Source organism: Rhodococcus sp. GB-02 (assembly GCF_053470465.1).
Genome location: NZ_JBPUKE010000001.1, coordinates 384,251 through 403,732, shown reverse-complemented (window position 1 = coordinate 403,732; position 19,482 = coordinate 384,251). Strand labels below are relative to the sequence as shown.

Annotated in this window: 13 protein-coding genes; 4 read left to right on the top strand and 9 right to left on the bottom strand. The window is 63.5% G+C overall.

The window, feature by feature from the left end:
* Nucleotides 1-141: 141 nt before the first annotated feature.
* The gene (locus ACSW29_RS01925) at nucleotides 142-1,761 is read right to left on the bottom strand and encodes an ABC transporter substrate-binding protein (protein ID WP_448276243.1); all 1,620 of its coding nucleotides are present in this window, start codon (nucleotides 1,759-1,761) and stop codon (nucleotides 142-144) included.
* Between the two features lie 193 nt (nucleotides 1,762-1,954).
* Complete coding sequence (locus ACSW29_RS01920; RefSeq protein WP_448276242.1) at nucleotides 1,955-3,550, bottom strand: Na+/H+ antiporter; 1,596 nt, start codon at nucleotides 3,548-3,550, stop codon at nucleotides 1,955-1,957.
* A 26-nt stretch (nucleotides 3,551-3,576) separates the two neighbouring features.
* Between ACSW29_RS01920 and ACSW29_RS01915 the strand changes: the two genes are divergently transcribed.
* A complete protein-coding gene (locus ACSW29_RS01915; protein WP_448276241.1) occupies nucleotides 3,577-3,897 on the top strand; it encodes a UBP-type zinc finger domain-containing protein in 321 nt (106 codons plus the stop codon).
* 292 nt (nucleotides 3,898-4,189) lie between these two features.
* The gene (locus ACSW29_RS01910) at nucleotides 4,190-6,502 is read left to right on the top strand and encodes a transketolase-like TK C-terminal-containing protein (protein ID WP_448276240.1); all 2,313 of its coding nucleotides are present in this window, start codon (nucleotides 4,190-4,192) and stop codon (nucleotides 6,500-6,502) included.
* Between the two features lie 75 nt (nucleotides 6,503-6,577).
* On the opposite strand, the gene ACSW29_RS01905 is transcribed toward ACSW29_RS01910, so the two are convergent.
* A complete protein-coding gene (locus ACSW29_RS01905) occupies nucleotides 6,578-8,197 on the bottom strand; it encodes an ABC transporter substrate-binding protein (protein ID WP_230816155.1) in 1,620 nt (539 codons plus the stop codon).
* A gap of 174 nt (nucleotides 8,198-8,371) precedes the next feature.
* A complete protein-coding gene (locus ACSW29_RS01900; RefSeq protein WP_003943546.1) occupies nucleotides 8,372-8,662 on the bottom strand; it encodes a putative quinol monooxygenase in 291 nt (96 codons plus the stop codon).
* A gap of 71 nt (nucleotides 8,663-8,733) precedes the next feature.
* On the opposite strand from ACSW29_RS01900, the gene ACSW29_RS01895 reads away from it, so the two are divergent.
* Nucleotides 8,734-9,636, top strand: coding sequence for an SDR family NAD(P)-dependent oxidoreductase (locus ACSW29_RS01895; RefSeq protein ID WP_230816156.1), 903 nt, complete (start codon nucleotides 8,734-8,736; stop codon nucleotides 9,634-9,636).
* A gap of 1 nt (nucleotide 9,637) precedes the next feature.
* Here the strand turns inward: ACSW29_RS01895 and ACSW29_RS01890 are convergent, their stop codons facing one another.
* Both ACSW29_RS01890 and ACSW29_RS01885 read right to left on the bottom strand, forming a co-directional pair.
* On the bottom strand, nucleotides 9,638-10,363 hold the full coding sequence (locus tag ACSW29_RS01890; protein WP_448276239.1) for a hypothetical protein: 726 nt from the start codon (nucleotides 10,361-10,363) through the stop codon (nucleotides 9,638-9,640).
* Between the two features lie 150 nt (nucleotides 10,364-10,513).
* Nucleotides 10,514-11,377, bottom strand: coding sequence for a hypothetical protein (locus ACSW29_RS01885; protein WP_448276238.1), 864 nt, complete (start codon nucleotides 11,375-11,377; stop codon nucleotides 10,514-10,516).
* A gap of 212 nt (nucleotides 11,378-11,589) precedes the next feature.
* Between ACSW29_RS01885 and ACSW29_RS01880 the strand changes: the two genes are divergently transcribed.
* On the top strand, nucleotides 11,590-12,156 hold the full coding sequence (locus ACSW29_RS01880) for a DUF732 domain-containing protein (protein ID WP_448276237.1): 567 nt from the start codon (nucleotides 11,590-11,592) through the stop codon (nucleotides 12,154-12,156).
* A gap of 12 nt (nucleotides 12,157-12,168) precedes the next feature.
* On the opposite strand, the gene ACSW29_RS01875 is transcribed toward ACSW29_RS01880, so the two are convergent.
* From ACSW29_RS01875 to gltB, 3 genes are all read right to left on the bottom strand, one after another.
* Nucleotides 12,169-13,065, bottom strand: a complete 897-nt coding sequence (locus ACSW29_RS01875) for a cutinase family protein (protein WP_230816160.1) — start codon at nucleotides 13,063-13,065, stop codon at nucleotides 12,169-12,171.
* 184 nt (nucleotides 13,066-13,249) lie between these two features.
* Nucleotides 13,250-14,701: a glutamate synthase subunit beta gene (locus ACSW29_RS01870; protein WP_230816161.1), complete on the bottom strand. Its 1,452-nt coding sequence runs from the start codon at nucleotides 14,699-14,701 to the stop codon at nucleotides 13,250-13,252.
* On the bottom strand, nucleotides 14,694-19,292 hold the full coding sequence (gene gltB, locus ACSW29_RS01865) for a glutamate synthase large subunit (protein ID WP_448276235.1): 4,599 nt from the start codon (nucleotides 19,290-19,292) through the stop codon (nucleotides 14,694-14,696). Before gltB ends, ACSW29_RS01870 begins: the two co-directional genes overlap by 8 nt.
* Nucleotides 19,293-19,482 lie beyond the last annotated feature (190 nt).

Sequence of the window (19,482 nt, the reverse complement as noted above, 5' to 3'; positions counted from 1 at the left end):
TTTCGTCTCCTTCGGACAGCGAGCTCGCAATACACAGCAGTTCCTCTGATTTCAGGTCTTCGTTCGCGGCCGGCCCCGATCCGCTGCAATATCGGCGCGGGGCCGGCCGTGAACTTCAAGCTCTCTAGGACTTCAGGCTCTCTAGGACTTCCAGGCTCCGTCGAAGAGCACGATTCCGTCGAGGCTCTGCTCGAGACCGTGAACATTCTGGTTCCAGACGTCGAGTGCGGCGACGTTGCCCCACACCTGCCACGGGACGGTCTCGTTGGCGCGTTCCTGGATCTGTGCCAGGACTGCCTTCTTGTCGTCGTCGGTGGTTGCGACGCCCAACTTGTCCAGTAGAGCGTCCATTTCGGCGTCGGAGTAGCCGGTCGCGTTGTTACGGCCGCCGGACTTGATGCCCGTGTACAGACGCTCGTAGGGATCGGCCTCGGCAAGGCTCAATGCTGCGGTGCTCATGTCGTAGTCGTGATCGGCGTACATCCGCTTGACCAGATCACCTGCACCGGTGACGTATTCGATCTGAGCGTCGAATCCGACTGCGTTGAGCATCGCCTGGATGGCCAGAGCGGTCGCCTGCGCGGACGGTTCCTGGATGGAGAGGAACGTGATCTTTCCGTCGTAGCCGTCGGCCTTGGCCTGATCGAGCAGTTCCTTCGCCTTGGCGGGGTCGACGCCGATCGGTGCGACGTCGTTGTGCCAACGCGAGGTGTCCTGGAAGATCTCCTGGCCGGGCAGTCCCTTGCCGTTGTTGACGCGGGTGTTGAGCGTCTCCGGATCGACGGCCAGCGCCATCGCCTGGCGGACACGAACATCCGAGCCCGGGCGGCCCGGGGCCATGTTCACGTTCGCGATGTAGCCGAGCGACGGGATGTCGACGAAGCCGGGGTAGCCCGACTCGATCAGATCCAGGATCGGGGTGAGCGTACGCATGTACGCGGCATCGATGCCGCCGGTCTCGAGGGCTTCGGCGGTGGGCTGAGCGCCGACGATGCTGATCAGCTTGAGCTTGTCGATGTTCGGTGCGCCGTCGTAGTAGTCGGGGCGAGCAGCCAACAGAAGTTCCTCGTTGGGAGCGAACTTCTCGAGAGTGAAGGCGCCGGCACCGATCGGGGTGAACTGGTCAGCCTGCTGGGCGCTCGGGGCGACGATCATGCCGGGTCCGGTGGCGAGCATCGACTGGATGCCCGTCCACGGATCAACGAGGTTGAAGACAACCGTCGTCGCGTCCGGGGTGTCGATCGAGGCAACCTTGGAAGCCCAGAGGCTCGACTGAGGTCCCTTGTTGGTGACGTAGCGGTTGATGCTGTCCGCCACTGCTTTGGAATCGAAAGCTGTTCCGTCGCTGAACTTCACACCGTCGCGCAACTTCAGCGTCCAGGTCTTGCTGTCCGAACTCGCTTCGAGCGACTGGGCGAGCTTGGGCTCGAACTTCTGCCCGATGGGGTCGTAACGCATGAGCACGTCGTAGATGGCGCTGAGCTCGCTGCCACCGGTAGCGCCGGCAACCTGAGCCTTCGCGGGATCGAGAGTCGTGACCGCCGAGTAGCCGCTGAACGTCAGCGTGCCGCCCTTGGTGGGAGTGCCGGGGTCGGCCTGCTCGTTGACCATGCCGATCTTCAGCGAGGAACCGGAATCAGCGGATTCGCCGCCGCCATTGCTCGAGCCATTGTCGGCGCACGACGTCAGGAACATACTTGCGGTGATCGCCAGCGCAGCCGCAGCCAATCTGCGACTTCCGCGGCGGGAACTACGACTCATTCGAATGCCTCCAAGGCGGGGTAAGACCATGACGTGATGTGGAACACGAAACAGTCTGTGATGGGAGGCACAGAAAATCGGATCGAGTCTCGCTCAGTGGAATCGGTTAAGTTGCAGGCCTCAACGGTCGGGTAAACCGACCCTGGCCAGCAAATACCCTCGCCGAGATCAGACCAGGCGGTCTAGTCCAGATCTAGTCTCGATCCAGCGTCGCTTCCTCGAGATCGAGCTCTCGAAGTACCTTTCGGAGAACCTCGTCGTCGATCCGGCCGGCATCGCGCTCGGCGATGAAGACACCTCGCTCGGCATCGATCATCTCGAGGCGCAGCGAGCGGAAGGCATTCGACGGGCTCTCCCCCAGATCCTCGTCGCTGCGCCCCAGTCGCTCCCACGCCGAGTTCGCGCGGTGGGTGTTCCAGCTTCGCAAGATGTCTGCGGCACGATTCCGGACCTGAGGAACGTCGTCGGCGTCGGCTCCGACCAACTCGTCCAGCCGCGCCGCAGCGGCCCGCGCAGCCTTGTCCTGTGCTGCCGCCTCAGCGCGTGCGTCGGACTGCGCTTCGTTGCCCTGCACGCCGAGGACACGGATGACCCACGGCAGCGTCAGGCCGTGCAGCAGTAGCGTGCCGACCACAACGACAAATGTCAGGAAGAGAATCAGCGAACGGCCGGGGAAGTCCTCCCCACTGTTGACCGTCAACGGAATCGCGAAGGCAGCCGCCAGTGACACGACCCCTCGCATACCGGCCCACGACACGACGAACACCGCCCGAGCCGAAATCTCCGGTTCCCTCGCCCTGATGCGGGGAGACAGCCAACGCGGTACATACGTGAACGGGAACACCCAGGCGATCCGCACCACTACGACAGTCACGAGAACGGCAACCGACGCCCAGACGACGATCGAGGTGCTGTACCCCTGCAATCCGTTGACAACGCTGGGCAATTGGAGCCCGATCAACAGGAAGACGAACGACTCCAGGATCAGGTCGACGGCCTTCCACACTGCCGTGTCCTGCAAGCGCGTCGCATAACTCGCGCGGGTGGAGCGCTGGCCGAGGAACAATCCGGCCACGACGACGGCGATGACGCCCGACGCGTGGACCTCTTCTGCAGCCAGATAGGTGAAGAACGGCACCACCAATCCGATTCCACTCTCCATCACCGGATCCTGGAGTTTGCCGCGAACCTTCGAGATGACAAAGCCCACCGCAAGTCCGATCACCGTTCCACCAACCGCTGCGACGAGGAAGGTCTCGAAGCCGCCGATCAGCGTCGCACCAGTACCCACGGCGGCGGCGAGAGCAACCTTGTACGCCGTCAGAGCGGTGGCGTCGTTGAGCAGGCTCTCCCCGCCCAGCAGGGTCATGATTCGGCGCGGCAGACCGAGCTTGCGTCCGATTGCGCTCGCGGACACCGCGTCCGGCGGCGCCACGATGGCGCCGAGAACCAGTGCCGCTGCAATCGAGAACTCCGGCACGATCAGGTAGGCGACAAAGCCCACCGCTGCCGTCGTCGCCAGGGGCAGCCCCACTGCGAGAAATCCGATCGGACGCAGATTGGAACGCAGTGCCAGATATGAACTGTCCAGTGCTGCCGAGTACAGAAGTGGAGGCAACACGACGAACAGTACGAGGTCGGGATCGAGTTCCAATTCCGGAACACCCGGTATCTGACAGGCGATCAAACCGACCAGGACAAGGATCAGCGGCGAAGACAATCCGAACCTTCGCGCGACCGCCGCCACCAGCAACGCCGCTACTACAACCCCCAGTAATATGCCGTTCACCCTGGCAGCATGCAGTATGGAAGGCGATGAAGAAAATCCTGAAGCGAGCAGCAGCTCGCACACAGCAGCCCGCGCCCGCTCCGACAGGTTGCGAGGAACTAACCAATGTGCCCGACACGGACCCGGCGGCGCTGACACCCGGCGTCTGCCAGGAGTGCGCCGCGTTGGGCGAGGATAACTGGTCTCACCTGCGCATGTGCCTGTCCTGCGGCCACGTCGGATGCTGCGATTCCAGCCCTCATCAACACGCCACCAACCACTACCGCGACACCGGGCACCCGGTCATGCGCTCACACGAGCCCGGCGAATCCTGGCGCTGGTGCTACGTCCACGACCTGATGGACTGACGGCGCGCGACTCCCAGTGCACTGCGCATAGTGCCCACCTGCCACGGCGCACAGCCCTCGGCGTTGCGCACATTGCTCAATCCACTGGGTAGCTATTGCCCAATCTGTATGCCGATGATGGACTTTGACGCAGAATCTGCACAACAGATCAACAGGTGCGGATGGACTTTGCCGCACCGAACGGTTCGGCCTCAGGAAGTCCTGCCAAACATCACAACCACATCGTCGGCCCCACGATCTGGGGTCCAGGCGGTGCGGTGATCGATGTCCACTACTGAAGGCAGGACCGGCCGTGAACAGCCCCAGCATCAACCAGAACGCTCCCGAGTCACTGGCGGAGATCGAGAAGCGCGTTCTGTGGTTGTCGACCGCGATGATCCATCACGCCAACCGTGTTCGGCCGAACCCCAGCGGGCTCAAGGTCGGCGGCCATCAGGCCTCCTGCGCGTCGATGGTCTCGATCATGACGTCGCTGTGGTTCGGCCAACTTCGTTCCGGCGACCGGGTTTCCGTCAAGCCGCATGCGGCGCCGGTGCTCCACGGCATCAACTATCTGCTCGGTGAACTCGACGAGTCCTACTTGACGACTCTGCGCGAATTCGGGGGCCTCCAGAGCTACCCGAGTCGATCGAAAGATCCTGATCCGGTGGATTACTCGACCGGTTCGGTGGGCATCGGCGCGACGGCTCCCATCTGGGGCGCCATCGCACGCCGATACGTCGACGCCTCCCTCGGCGGCGCCGGAACCGGGCGTCAGTACTCCCTTGTCGGTGACGCCGAACTCGACGAGGGCGCTGTGTGGGAAGCAGTTCTCGATCATTCGGTTGCCGAACTGGGTGAGATCGTGTGGATCGTCGACCTCAACCGGCAATCACTCGACCGGGTGGTCCCGAACATCGCGGCAACCCGCCTGGAGCGCATGTTCTCAGGCGCCGGCTGGCAGGTCATCACCGTGAAGTTCGGCGCACTGCTGGAATCACTGTTCGCCCGGCCCGGCGGCACCGCGTTGCGCGAACGAATCCTGGACATGCCGAATCCGGAGTACCAGCGTCTGCTGCGATGCACGGCTGACGAGGTGCGTCTGAGACTGCCTGGCGACGCGGCGGACGCCGACGCGATCACGTCGCTGATCAACGACCTCGACGACGCCACGGTGCTCGAGGCCATCCGCAATCTCGGTGGCCACGACCTCGACGCTCTGCGAGAGGCGTACGCGCAGATCGACGACACCCGTCCCACCGTGATCATCGCGTACACGATCAAGGGCCGGGGCCTGCCGACGCAGGGTCATCCGCAGAACCATTCGTCGCTGCTCACCATCGAGCAGTACAAGCACCTGGCGGCGGAACTCGGTATGGATCCGTCGAAGCCCTGGGAACGGTTCGAGACCGACAGCCCGGCGGGCCGCATCTGCGCCGAAACCGCTGGGCGCCTGGCTCGCCCGAAGGTGGAGCATCTGGTGCCTCCGGCGGTTCCGAAAGATATCGGCCGCACTCCCTCCGGCACATCCACCACTCAGGCAGCTCTCGGTCGGGCGCTGCTCGACCTCAGCCGCGAAGCGCCGGACGCCGCGAAACGTGTTGTCACACTGAGCCCGGACGTCAGTTCCACCACGAACCTGGCAGGCTGGCTGAACAAGGTCGGGGTGTGGTCCCCCAACGAGCGGCACAACTGGTTTGCCGACGACGCCGAAACGATCATGCACTGGCGTGAGAAGCCCACCGGTCAGCACATGGAACTCGGCATCGCCGAGACCAACCTAGTCGGGCTGATGGGCGAACTCGGAGCGACCTGGAGTCGTTGGGGCCAGCCACTCTTCCCCATCGGCGTGATGTACGACCCCTTCATCGAGCGGGCTCTCGAACCGTGGTCGTACGGCATCTACGCCGGTGGACAGTCGATCATGGTCGGCACTCCGTCGGGCGTCACCTTGGCTGCCGAAGGTGGTGCGCACCAGTCGATCAAGACCCCGTCCATCGGTCTGGAACAGCCGGGGTGCGTCAGTTTCGAACCGGCGTTTGCCGTCGACGTGGAGTGGACGCTCCTCGACAGCATCGGACGCCTGGGCCGCCCCGACGGGAGCTCGTCGTATCTGCGTCTGTCGACTCGTCCGGTCGATCAGGCCCTGGCCGCGGTACCGACCGATCCGGCTGCGCGAGAACGCCGTCGACGTCAGGTGGTCGCCGGGGCTTACACGCTGCGGCACAATCCTGATCCTGCCGTCACTCTGGTCGGTATGGGTGCCACCGTCACCGAAACACTGGTCGCCGCAGAAAGACTCGGCGAACAAGGTGTTTCCGCGGACGTCGTGTGCGTGACCAGTCCGGGCTTGCTCTTCGAAGCACTCCAGTCTCGGCGCGGCCTCGCGGACTGCCCGTCGTGGATCCTGGATCAGGTCTTTCCGAGCAGCCGTTCCGCGCCGATGGTGACCGTTCTCGACGGACACCCGCACACCCTCGCGTTCCTGACGGGAATCAACAACGTCCCGGGCGCTGCGCTCGGAGTGAGCCGGTTCGGTCAGGTCGGTTCGCTCGAGGACGTCTACCGGTACCACGGCCTCGACTCCGACAGCATCGTCCGCGCCGCCCTCGATCTCACTTCTTGATCAATCACACTCTCTGATGCCGAGAAGCGTCCCCCGTGGGGAACGCTTCTCGGGTCTGGTCAGTTCTTCAGGTGTCTAGTTCTTCCAGGCCTTGTCGAAGAACATGATTCCGTCGAGGCTCTGCTGAATGCCGTGGACGTTCTGTCCCCACACACCGAGCCAGGGAGTGTTGCCGTAAACCTGCCACGGCACAACCTCATTGGCGCGCTCCTGAATCTTGGCGAGCACCTCGATCTTCGCGTCGTTCGACGTCGCTACACCCAACTGGTCGAGCAACGAATCGATCTCGGGGTCGGAGAAGCTCGTGGCGTTGTTTCGTCCACCCGACTTGAGATTCGAGTACAGACGCTCGAACGGATCGGCTTCCGCGAGGTTGGCCGAACCTGTTGCCATGTCGAAGTCGCGGTCGGCGTACAAACGCTTGACGACGTCGGCAACCGAATTGACGTACTCGATCTGGAAGTCGAATCCGACGGCGTTGGCCATCGACTGCAGTGCCAGAGCCATCGCCTGCGCCGAATTCTCTTGGAGCGTCAGGTACGTGATCTTGCCGTCGAAACCGTCGGCCTTGGCCTCGTCGAGAAGCTGCTTCGCCTTGGCGGTGTCGACGCCGATCGGAGCTACGTCGTTGTGCCAGCGAGAGGTGTCCTGGAAGACGACCTGCCCGGGGAGGCCTTTACCTTCGTTGAGCCGGTTGTCGAGAGCGACGGGATCGGTTGCGAGCGCCAATGCCTGACGTACCCGCACGTCGGCACCGGGACGACCGGGAGCCGTGTTGACGAGCGAGAGGTACGACAGCGACGGAATGTCGACGAAGCCCGGGTAGCCGGAGTCGATCAGATCCAACACGTTCGGAAGCGAACGCATGTACGCGACGTCGGTGCCGCCGCTTTCGAGCGATTCGGTGGTGGACTGCGAACCGACGATGCTGATCAACCGCAGCTTGTCCACGTTCGGGGCACCGTCGAAGTAGTCTTCCCGAGCGTCGAGGATCAATTCCTCGTTGGGAGCGAACTTCTCGAGGGTGAACGCACCGGCGCCGATCGGGGTGAACTGATCGCCCTGCTGGGCGCTCGGCGCGACGATCATGCCGGGGCCGGTGGAGAGCAGTGACTCGATACCGGTCCAGGGGTCGACGAGATTGAAGACGACCGTCGATGGATCCGGAGTGTCGACCGACGCGACCTTCGATGCGTACAGACTCGACTGCGGTCCCTTGTTGGTGACGTAGCGATTGAGGCTCGCCGAGACGGCCGCCGAATCCACCGGAGTGCCGTCACTGAACTTCACACCGTCGCGCAGCTCGAGAGTCCACGTCTTGAAGTCCGAACTCGGCTCCATCGACTCTGCGAGCTTCGGAACAAATTCCTTGGACGCCGGGTCGTATCGCAAGAGCGTGTCGTAGATGGCGCCCAACTCCGAACCGGCGACCGAACCGGCGATCTGCGTCTTCGCGGGATCGAGATTCGTGACGGCGGAGTACCCGCTGAACGTGAGCGTGCCACCCTTGACCGCGTCACCCTCGCCGGATTGCTCGTTGACCGGGCCGATGGACAACCCTGAACCGGAATCCGGTGCGTCGCCGCTTCCACCCCCGTTCCCGCTGTCAGCGCACGACGAGACGAACAGGCCGGCGGAGACAGCCAGCGCGACGGCGGCAACCTTGCGGTGACCGCGCCGAGAACTGCGACTCATTCAAAACCTCCAGGTCAGAAACTGTGATGTGAAGCATTGTCGAGACAGTTTGTGACTTAAGGCACAGGTATTAGTCGTAGGTCCCGCTCAGTGGAATGAAGCGCGACGATTGGTCAGTTTTCGAGCGACATTCGCAGGTCAGACCCTTAGCGAAGGACAGGAATTCGTTCTGATTCAGGCGCCTTTCAACGGATGAATCGCCGGGGCGCCGTCGAGGAGCGGACCGGCAGCGGCCAGCGCAGCCTGCAAATGCGGGGACTGCATGTGAGCGTCCAACTCCTCCTGCCCGCGCCAAGTTTCGATCGTGACGAACGTGCCGGGCGCAGCCGCTGACTCGAACAACTCGTACGACACGCAGCCGTCCTCGGACCGACTCGCCTCCGCGAGAGTTGTCAGAGCCGATCGGACGTCGTCCTCGGAACCGGACTTTGCCGGGATGGTTGCAACTACACGAAGCTCGCTCATCGGATACCTTTCGCAGAGGGGAAGTCAGCTAGAGACACACGCCACAAACGTACACACGAAAAGGGCAACCAATGGGGCTACTGAAGGACGTCACCGGCTGGCGACGCGGAACGAAGTTGCAGCGTCGACTGCGCGATCTCACCGGCACGCTGGTGGTGATCACCGGTGCGGGCAGCGGCATCGGGCGTGAAACGGCCCTCGCCTTCGCGGCCCAGGGAGCTATCGTCGTCGTCTCCGACATCAACCTCGAAAGCGCGCAGGACACTGCGGCGCTCATCAACACACCCACTCAGGCCAGCGGAGCCGAAGCGGTGTTCGGTGGCGGTTCCCACGCCTACCAGGTCGACGTGTCCGACGAACAGGCAGTGATCCGGTTCGCAGAGATCGTCGCGGCACATCACGGCGTGCCGGACATCGTCGTCAACAACGCCGGAATCGGGTTCTCCGGAACGTTCGCCGACACCGAGCAACGCCAGTTCGAGCACGTCATGGACATCAACTTCTGGGGAGTTGTCTACGGCTGCCGCGCCTTCACCCCGATGATGATCGACCGAGGAACCGGCGGGCACGTCGTCAATCTGTCCTCGGCCGCCGCGTACACGCCTCAGAAGGCCCTCACCGCGTATTCGACCAGCAAGGCAGCGGTATTCATGCTGTCGGATTGCCTACGGGCAGAACTGCTTCCACACGGCATCGGCGTCAGCACCATCTGCCCCGGCCTCGTGCACACGAACATCCTCAAGACCACCGAGTTCGCCGGGACCACCGCCGAGGAGCAGCTCGAGAACCAGACCAAGGTCGACAACTTCTACCGGAAGCGAAACTTCACGCCCGATCGAGTGGCCAGCGCCATCGTGAAAGCAGTTCGCACGAACAAAGCCGTCGTACCCGTCACCGTCGAAGCCAAGCTCGGGCGCACAATCAGCCGGTTGTCGCCCGGATCGATGCGCGTCGGAGCTCGGTTCGAGATCTAGGTCAGCTGCCGAAGCTCAGACTGCCCGTGAAACCCTGCAGCACATCGGCTTCCGAACGGGGAAGAACCTCGTAGGTGCTGGCGTACTGGCCACTGAAACCGGTGACGGTGATCGGGCGTCCTACCTCGACGGCGTCGACGTCGATTCCGGTCTGGGTGTTGACGAAGATGACGGTGTTTCCTTCGACACCCGAGACCAGGATCTTGTGACCGTAGGGAAGGTCGTCGACGACGGGTCCGCTCACGATTCCGGACACCGTCACGAGACGACCCTCGCTGCCCTCACCGATTGCATTGAGGGGCAGTCGCGCCGGGCTGATCTGGGAGGTCGTGCCGATTACCTCGACGGCAGTCGGGCGGACGACAAGCAGGCCCTCCTGGTCCGCGAGGACGCCGATGACCCGAACCTGATCGCCGAGAGTAATCCCGGAGTTGTTCGGATCGCTGATGTAGATGCCTGAATTGCCACTCTGGAGACCAAAGCCCTTGTCGTAGAAGCTGGATTCGAACACTCCGGACGGCGTAGTCGCGGTTCCCACGACGGTGACCGTCGTTCCGATGGCCTGCGCACGGGCTGACGCAATGGAGTCCGCGGACACCTCACCAACGGCTGCCGCCGGCTCCGCCGTTGCCGCAGTACCGACAAACATCGTGGCTGCCGCCACCACGGCCAGGGCCGTCACACCCCGACGTAGAACCGGACTCGCAAGAACGCTGTCTCGAAACATATTTGAGGACTCCCCTGTGATTTCGTGGCCGCGCAGGTCCTCCTGATGGAGTGCCGCCTTCGCCCACCCTGAGGCACAGGTTATTACAGGTCGGACGCCGCAGCGGTGGTGACATTCCGTCACCACCGCTGCGCCTGGGCATCCGAATTTCTAGGAACCGGAGCTTCCGGACGAACCGCTCGAGCCGCTGGATCCTGTTCCGCCACCGAGATCGTCGAGAGGATCGCTACCGGTGAGCCCGCCCGGGTACAGGTAGGCGTCGGAGATCGTGCTGAGCGAGGTTCCGGAAGTGGCCGGTACCTTTGCGCGCCAGTTGACGATCGGATTCAGTACTCCGAACGGTCCGCAGCCACTGGCGGTGGGCAGCGCGAAGCCGGTGGCCTCGTTCCCGACCGGGCTCACTTTCAGCGCATTGTCCGGGAGCACCGTGTAGGTCGGGACCACCGACGGGTCAGGCGAGAGACGGAGATTCACCGGCGCCGCCGCGGAACCCAGGTAGCAGTTGTCACCGAGGAACGCGTTGTTGATCTTCATCCGCACCGGGATGCTCAGATCCATGTCGGTGATGATGCCGTTGAGCGTCGGCGCAGCCGTTGCCTCCACCTCGGCCGTTACTGCGGCCAGGCCGAAGAGATTGCCGAACGGAAAATCGATTCCCAGAACGCCGCCGGGAACCGTCAGCGGCTTGGAGTAGACACCGTTGTGTCCGTCGTCCCGCGGGAGAAGAACGGTGGACTCACCTTCACCGGAGCCGGCCTCGGCGGCAATGATCATGTCGCCTTTTCCGATCGGAAGGTTGAAGCCGTTGTTGTCGAAGGTTCCGCTCTGAACCACTACCGACACACAGGATTCGGCAGTAGCCGGACACACTGCGGCGCCCGGTACCGAATTGTCCACCGGGTCCTGAGCCGAGGCCATCGGCGCTGCAAAAGCCAGCACTGCACCTGCGGTACCTGCAATAACGGCCACGCGCGTGCCGAGACGTCTGATGCCGTTCTTGTGAGATGTCTGCACTGATTTCTCCCTGCCTTTTATGTGATGGGGGACGAAACTCGCAGTTATTGCTTGTGTTTCGACCGCCGCCGACAAGGTCTTGCGGTGTGCTCCTACTCACAAGTAACAACTGAACAGATGTATATCACAGGACTTCGACTTAAAAACAGGGCAAAAGGGAGTTTCCTTAAAACGGACAAACTAAGCGGTACGGTGTGTAACACTCACGGGTGATGAACACGAACAGACTGGTCCTCTGCGTCGCGGCAACGGGCCTACTCCTCAGCGGCTGCAGCAACCAATCCGACCGCGATGCAGCAGAATCCACATCTGCTGCCACCAGCACCACGGTGGCGGCGACGTCGAGTTCAGCTGCCCCCGAGTCCCTGTCGGCGCTGGCGACCAGCCCACCCGCCGCAACTCCGGAAGCCGCGCCGAGCGTGGTCGAATCGACGCCTCCACCGGTGTCACTACCGGTAGCGCCACCGGCAAACTCAGTGCCACAGCCAAACGCACCGATCGACGCCCGGTCACCGGAAGAGATCGTCGCGAACGCGGGTGAGAAGGGACAGCGGTACATCGCCGCTCTGCGCCTGGCCGGGATCCCTCCCGCCGGAATGGATTCCGCAGAAATTCTTTACGCCGACGGCACGTGCAAGGCTCTTGCCGACGGCATGCCTCGGTCCGAGGTGCTGGCGGAGTTCGACTCCGTGGGCGAGGTGTACTCACAGATCACGCCGATGTCCTCGCAGCGAATCGCCGAGATCTACGTCGACACCGCGCAGCAGACATACTGCTGACGAGCGATGTGATCAGGCCTTGCCGGCCAACCAGCCGTGCAGCCAGGATGTCGCCGAATTGCCCGCGCCGTCAACGACGTAACGCGTGTAGTCGGTGTGGACTTGCGAGCCGTAGAAGTCGACCAACTGATCGACGCGCCGCGAATTCGCGCCCGGATCGAGCTGAGCGATCAGTGCGGGGAGCCCGCCGGCTGTCACCAGATCATTGACGATCACGGCGGCCTCGTCGCGCAGCGCGAGCGCACTGGCGGGAGTGGGATCGGACGCCTGAGCCATGAATCCGGCCAGACGCATCACAAAATCGTCCTTGGGCGTCGAGCAGTACAGGTCACCGACCGCGCACAGCGTCACCGTTTTGCCTGACAGCCAACCGAATCCACCGATGCGCGGGCCACTGGCACCGTTACCGCCGACAGCGGGGCCGATCAGGACGTCGGACTCGGAACGACGGGGATCGGACAGCAAGCCGACGCCCTCCACCCGAGTCGGGGGAACAACGCCGATGCCCGTTCCGATCTCGGCGGCGAGATCGCCTGCCGCGTCGGCACCCTGGCTGTATCCGACGATGGCGAAGCGAGTGTCACCGCACGAGGCTGCCATGGCGCCGATCATGCCGCGGGCATTGTCGACGGCCTGCTGCTTCGACTTGGCGTAGACGTTGGATTCCCAGGGGAACGCCGTCGCCGAGTAGGTGACGTAATCGGTGCGCACGGAGCCCGGAAGCCCGTTGGTCACCGGGGCGAGCATGCCGGCGCCGGGCCTGGTGCCCGAGGGCTCCCACGTTCCCGGGATGGCCACGACGTACAGGCTGGGGCAGGGATCAGCCGACGCCACGGGAGCACTGACAACCGGTACCACTACTGCCGCAGCTAGTGCCGACAACACCGCAACGAGACGCCTCGCACGCATGAAACTCCCCTGATTTACCTTCAGCAACCCATACACCACTATCGATGCTCAGGAATCATACTGTCTGGGCGTTGTGTCTGTCCGATGCACGATCGATGAATGTTTGTTACAGATCGTGCGAATTACTTGCAGAAACACAGCCGCACCCCACCGAATGCGGTGGGGTGCGGCTGTGCAAGAGCCTCTAGCGCTGCGGAGCCGCTGTCGGGTGGATCGGTGACGGAAGGGCCGTGACACCCTCGAGGTAGGTGTCCACAGCAGCTGCTGCGGAACGTCCCTCGGCGATGGCCCAGACGATCAGGGACTGACCGCGGCCCATGTCGCCGGCCACGAACACACCGTCGACGTTGGTGTTCCACTTCGACGTGCGGGCGACGTTGCCACGCTCGTTCAAGTCGACACCGAGATCGGTGAGCAGACCCGGCTTCTCGGGACCGACGAAGCCCATGGCCAGGAGCACGAGATCGGCTTCGAGCTCGAAGTCCGAGCCCTCGACCTTCTCGAAGCGACCCGACTTCATCTCGACCTCGTGAGCCTTGAGACCGGTGACCTTGCCGTTTTCACCGACGAAGTTCTCGGTGTTGACGGAGAACAGACGCTCGCCGCCTTCCTCGTGAGCGGAAGCCACGCGGAACATGAGCGGGTACGTCGGCCACGGAGTCTGCTCCGCGCGAGTCTCCGGCGGACGCGGCATGATCTCGAACTGGTGGACACTGGCCGCGCCCTGACGGTGCGAGGTGCCGAGGCAGTCCGCACCGGTGTCGCCGCCGCCGATGATGACAACCTTCTTGCCCTCAGCGGTGATGGTGGGAGCGTCGAGGTCACCCAACTGCACGCGGTTGGCGATCGGCAGGAACTCCATCGCCTGATGGATGCCGTCCAGTTCGCGACCCGGGATCGGCAGATCGCGAGCTGCGGTGGCGCCGCCGGCCAGAACCACTGCATCGAACTGCTCGCGCAGCTCGTCCGCGGTGATGTCCACGCCGACATTGACGTTGGTCTTGAAGACGGTGCCTTCGGCTTCCATCTGCTCGAGACGGCGGTCGATGTGCCGCTTCTCCATCTTGAACTCGGGGATGCCGTAGCGCAGCAGGCCGCCGATGCGGTCTGCCCGCTCGAAGACCGTCACTGCGTGACCGGCACGGGTCAGCTGCTGCGCTGCAGCCAGACCGGCCGGACCACTGCCGACAACTGCGACCTTCTTGTTGGTGGCGTGCGCGGCGCGAACCGGCTTGACCCACCCTTCGTCGAAGGCCTTGTCGATGATCTCGACCTCGACCTGCTTGATGGTGACCGGATCCTGGTTGATGCCCAGGACACAGGACGCCTCACAGGGTGCGGGGCACAGACGACCGGTGAACTCCGGGAAGTTGTTGGTCGCGTGCAGACGCTCGATGGCGTCGTGCCAGTGGTCCTTGTAGACCAGGTCGTTCCACTCGGGAATCAAGTTTCCGAGAGGGCAACCGTTGTGGCAGAAAGGAATTCCGCAGTCCATGCAACGGCTGGCCTGAGTCTTGAGGGTTTCGTTCGGGAACTCCTCGTAGACCTCTTTCCAGTCGAGCAGGCGCAACGGCACCGGCCGGCGAACCGGAAGTTCGCGCGACGTGTGCTTCAGGAAGCCGCTTGGATCACCCACGAGCTGCCTCCATAACTGCCTCGTCCACGTTCTTGCCATCCTTCTCTGCGGCCGCGATGGCCAAAAGAACCTTCTTGTAGTCGCGGGGCATCACCTTTGCGAAGTGACCCACCTGCTGCGACCAGTCGCCGAGGATGCGCGTGGCAACCTCGGAGCCGGTTTCGTCGCGATGACGTTCGATGACGCTCTTCAACCAGGTGAAGTCGTCGCCCGAAAGATCCTCGAGGTCCACCAGTTCGGTGTTGAGGTTCTTCTCGAATGCCTTGTCGGGGTTGTAGATGTACGCGACGCCACCGGACATGCCGGCGCCGAAGTTACGTCCGGTGGCTCCGAGGATGACCACCTTTCCACCCGTCATGTACTCGCAACCATGATCGCCCACACCCTCGACGACGGCAGTGGCGCCGGAGTTACGGACTGCGAAACGTTCGCCGACGACACCGCGAAGCAGAGCCTCGCCGCTGGTGGCGCCGAACAGGATGACGTTGCCACCGATGATGTTGTCCTCGGCGACAAAGCCTTCCGCTGCATCGAGCGGCGGGCGTACGACGATGCGTCCACCCGAGAGGCCCTTGCCGACGAAGTCGTTGGCGTCGCCGTGCAGGCGCAGGGTCATACCGCTGGGCACGAAAGCACCGAAGCTGTTACCGGCGGAACCGGTGAACGTGATGTCGATGGTGCCCTCGGGCAAGCCCTCTCCACCGAACGCCTTGGTGACCTCGTGGCCGAGCATGGTGCCGACCGTGCGGTTGACGTTGGTGATCGCGGACTCGAAGGAGACCGCCTCACCCTTGTCGAGTGCGTTGCGGGCCGAGACGATCAACTGCTGATCGAGCGCCTTGTCGAGACCGTGATCCTGCGTGCCGGTGCAGTGGACGTCCTGGTCCATGAACGCGGACTCGACCTGGGTGAGGATCGGCGACAGATCGAGATTGCCTGCCTTGCTTCCCTTCCAGTGATCGAGAGCGCGCGTGGTGTCCAGCATGTCGACCTGACCGACGGCTTCGAGCAGCGTGCGGAAACCGAGTTCCGCGAGAAGCTCGCGAACCTCTTCGGCGATGAACATGAAGAAGTTCTCGACGAATTCCGGCTTGCCACTGAAACGCTGACGCAGCAACGGGTTCTGCGTCGCGACACCGACGGGGCAGGTGTCGAGATGGCAGACGCGCATCATGATGCAGCCCGAGACCACCAGCGGTGCGGTGGCGAAACCGAACTCCTCGCCGCCGAGCAGGGCAGCAACGACGACGTCGCGACCCGTCTTGAGCTGGCCGTCGACCTGCACGACGATGCGGTCACGGAGACCGTTGAGCAGCAACGTCTGCTGGGTCTCGGCGAGGCCGAGCTCCCACGGTGCGCCCGCGTGCTTGACGGAGGTCAGCGGGGTGGCACCGGTGCCACCGTCGTGACCGGAGATCAGAACGACGTCGGCATGTGCCTTGGAGACACCGGCCGCGACGGTTCCGACGCCGACCTCGGAGACCAGCTTCACGTGGATGCGGGCCTGCGGGTTGGCGTTCTTCAGGTCGTGGATCAGCTGAGCGAGATCCTCGATCGAGTAGATGTCGTGGTGCGGCGGCGGCGAAATCAGGCCGACGCCAGGCGTGGAGTGCCGAACCTCGGCCACCCACGGGTACACCTTGTGAGCCGGAAGCTGGCCGCCCTCACCGGGCTTGGCTCCCTGCGCCATCTTGATCTGGATGTCGGTGCAGTTGCTCAGGTAGTGCGAGGTGACACCGAAGCGTCCCGACGCGACCTGCTTGATGGCGCTGCGACGCAGATCGCCGTTCTCGTCCGGCGTGAAGCGCGACGGATGTTCGCCGCCCTCACCGGAATTGGAGCGGGCGCCCAGACGGTTCATCGCGATGGCGAGAGTCTCGTGAGCCTCGGCGGAGATGGAGCCGTAGCTCATCGCACCCGTCGAGAAACGCTTGACGATCTCGCTGGCCGGCTCGACCTCGTCGATCGAGATCGACGGCCGCTTGCCGATGTTGAAGTCGAACAGACCACGCAGAGCGGCAAGGCGCTCCGACTGGTCGTTGACCAGGGTCGTGTACTCCTTGAACACCTCGTACTGACCTGTGCGAGTTGCGTGCTGGAGCTTGAAGACCGTGTCCGGGTTGAACAGGTGGTACTCGCCTTCACGACGCCACTGGTACTCGCCGCCGACCTCGAGCTCGCGGTGAGCGCGCTCTTCGGGGCGATCGAGGTACGCGATGCGGTGACGTGCTTCGACGTCGGCTGCGATCTGGTCGAGGCCGATGCCACCGAGCTGCGACTGCAGACCGGTGAAGTACTCGTCCGTCAGCTCCTGCGAGAGGCCGATGACCTGGAACAGCTGAGCACCGGTGTACGACGCGAGCGTCGAGATGCCCATCTTGGACATCACCTTCAGGACACCCTTGCCGGCTGCCTTGATGTAGTTCGCGATGCCCTTCTCGAGGGTCAGACCCTCGAGCTCACCGTTCTGCAGGAACTCGTCGATGGTCTCGAAAGCCATGTACGGGTTGACCGCTGCGGCACCGAAGCCGATGAGGAGCGCCATGTGGTGCACCTCGCGGGCGTCGCCGGCTTCGACGATGAGACCGACCTTGGTGCGCGACTTCTCACGAACCAGGTGGTGGTGCACGGCTGAGGTGAGGAGCAGCGACGGGATCGGCGCGTAATCCTCGGTGGACTCGCGGTCCGAGAGCACGACGATGCGTGCGCCACCCTCGATTGCCTGCGAGACCTGGTACTTGATGCCCTCGAGCGCACGACGGATACCGTCGCCGCCTTCCTTGACTGGGTACAGGCCGCGGATCACGACGCTGCGGAAGCCCGGGAATTCGCCGTCGTCGTTGACGTGAACGAGCTTCGACAGGTCGTCGTTGTGCAGGATCGGCTGCGGGAGCGCAATCTGCTTGCAGGAGTCCGCATTCGGGTGCAGCAGGTCACCCTCGGGGCCGATGGTCGCGCCGAGGCTGGTGACAACCTCTTCACGAATCGCGTCGAGAGGCGGGTTGGTGACCTGAGCGAAGAGCTGCGAGAAGTAGTCGAACAGCATCCGGGGACGTGACGAGAGCACGGCGATCGGAGTGTCGGTACCCATCGAGCCCAGTGCCTCGGCACCGGAGAGTGCCATCGGCTTGACCAGCAGGTTGACCTCTTCGCTGGTGAAACCGAAGAGCTGCTGACGCAGAACGACGCGCTCGTGCGACATGTACGTGTACGGGCGGTCCGGCAGGTCGTCCATGTGGATCAGACCTTCGTCGATCCACTGCTGGTACGGGTGCTCGGCAGCGAGTTCGGACTTGAGTTCGTCGTCGCTGATGACCCGGCCCTGCGCGGTGTCCACGAGGAACATGCGGCCGGGCTGGAGGCGGACCTTGCGGACCACGGTGGACGGATCGATCGGCAGAACGCCGACCTCCGACGCCATGACGACGAGGCCGTCTTCGGTGATCCACAGACGCGACGGACGCAGACCGTTGCGGTCCAGCACGGCGCCGATGACGGTGCCGTCGGTGAAGCACACCGACGCCGGTCCGTCCCAGGGCTCCATGAGAGCCGAGTGGTACTCGTAGAACGCCCGACGAGCGGGGTCCATGCTCTCGTGCTTCTCCCAGGCTTCCGGGATCATCATGAGAACTGCGTGCGGCAGGCTGCGGCCGGCGAGGTGCAGCATCTCGAGCACCTCGTCGAAACGAGCGGTGTCGCTGGCGCCCTGGGTGCAGATCGGGAAGATCTTGTCCAGGTTCTCGCGGCCACCGAAGACGTCGCTGTCGATGAGGGACTCGCGAGCGCGCATCCAGTTCTCGTTGCCGGTGACGGTGTTGATCTCACCGTTGTGAGCGACCCGGCGGAACGGGTGCGCCAGCGGCCACGACGGGAACGTGTTGGTGGAGAAGCGCGAGTGGACCAGGCCAAGTGCGCTCTCGACACGATCGTCCTGCAGATCGAGGTAGAAACCCTTGAGCTGCGGGGTGGTGAGCATGCCCTTGTAGACGAACGTCTGGCCGGACAGGCTGGGAAAGTACACGGTCTCGCTACCCGGGCCACCCTTGCCGGCGCCTTCGGAGCCGAGTTCGTGCTCGGTGCGCTTACGCACCACGTATGCACGACGCTCGAGATCCATGCCGGTGTACTTGTCACCCTCGGAGCCGATGAAGATCTGACGGAACGTCGGCATCGCGTCGCGCGCCAATGCGCCAAGCGAGGAGTCGTCGGTTCCGACCTCGCGCCAGCCGAGAACCTTCAGGCCCTCTTCGACGACGATCTTCTCGACTGCAGCAGCAGCCTCGTGTGCATCGGCGTCGCCCTGCGGGAGGAATGCGATACCGGTTGCGTACGCGCCTTCGGCGGGCAGCGCGAAGTCCACGACAGCTCGGAAGAACTTGTCGGGAACCTGCAGCAGAATGCCCGCACCGTCACCCGTGTTGGGTTCTGATCCGGCAGCGCCGCGATGCTCGAGGTTGACCAGAGCGGTGATCGCCTTTTCGACGATGTCCCTGCTGCGGCGACCATGCATGTCGACAACAAATGCGACTCCACAGGAGTCGTGCTCATTGGACGGGTGATAGAGGCCCTGGGGGCCTGGAAGTTGCTTCATACCCAGCCTTCGTATGCCATAAAGATGCACCGACGACCAGCAGCGCTGATGGCCATCAACTTGCAATGCAAGTCCTTCAAAGCACCGACACGACGATGTGTTCGGTACCACCGAAGTAGCCGCCCTGCGCAGACGCGATGGTGTGCGTTCTGGCACCCGGCGACGTGAGTCTTCGGTCGGTTGAAACTTT

Excerpts from the sequence above, each read along its gene's own strand:
- ACSW29_RS01890 (WP_448276239.1), bottom strand. The coding sequence starts at position 10,363 with ATGTTTCGAGACAGCGTTCTTGCGAGTCCGGTTCTACGTCGGGGTGTG.
- ACSW29_RS01875 (WP_230816160.1), bottom strand. The coding sequence starts at position 13,065 with ATGCGTGCGAGGCGTCTCGTTGCGGTGTTGTCGGCACTAGCTGCGGCA.
- ACSW29_RS01900 (WP_003943546.1), bottom strand. The coding sequence starts at position 8,662 with ATGAGCGAGCTTCGTGTAGTTGCAACCATCCCGGCAAAGTCCGGTTCC.
- ACSW29_RS01905 (WP_230816155.1), bottom strand. The coding sequence starts at position 8,197 with ATGAGTCGCAGTTCTCGGCGCGGTCACCGCAAGGTTGCCGCCGTCGCG.
- ACSW29_RS01915 (WP_448276241.1), top strand. The coding sequence starts at position 3,577 with ATGAAGAAAATCCTGAAGCGAGCAGCAGCTCGCACACAGCAGCCCGCG.
- ACSW29_RS01880 (WP_448276237.1), top strand. The coding sequence starts at position 11,590 with ATGAACACGAACAGACTGGTCCTCTGCGTCGCGGCAACGGGCCTACTC.
- ACSW29_RS01895 (WP_230816156.1), top strand. The coding sequence starts at position 8,734 with ATGGGGCTACTGAAGGACGTCACCGGCTGGCGACGCGGAACGAAGTTG.
- ACSW29_RS01925 (WP_448276243.1), bottom strand. The coding sequence starts at position 1,761 with ATGAGTCGTAGTTCCCGCCGCGGAAGTCGCAGATTGGCTGCGGCTGCG.
- gltB (WP_448276235.1), bottom strand. The coding sequence starts at position 19,292 with ATGAAGCAACTTCCAGGCCCCCAGGGCCTCTATCACCCGTCCAATGAG.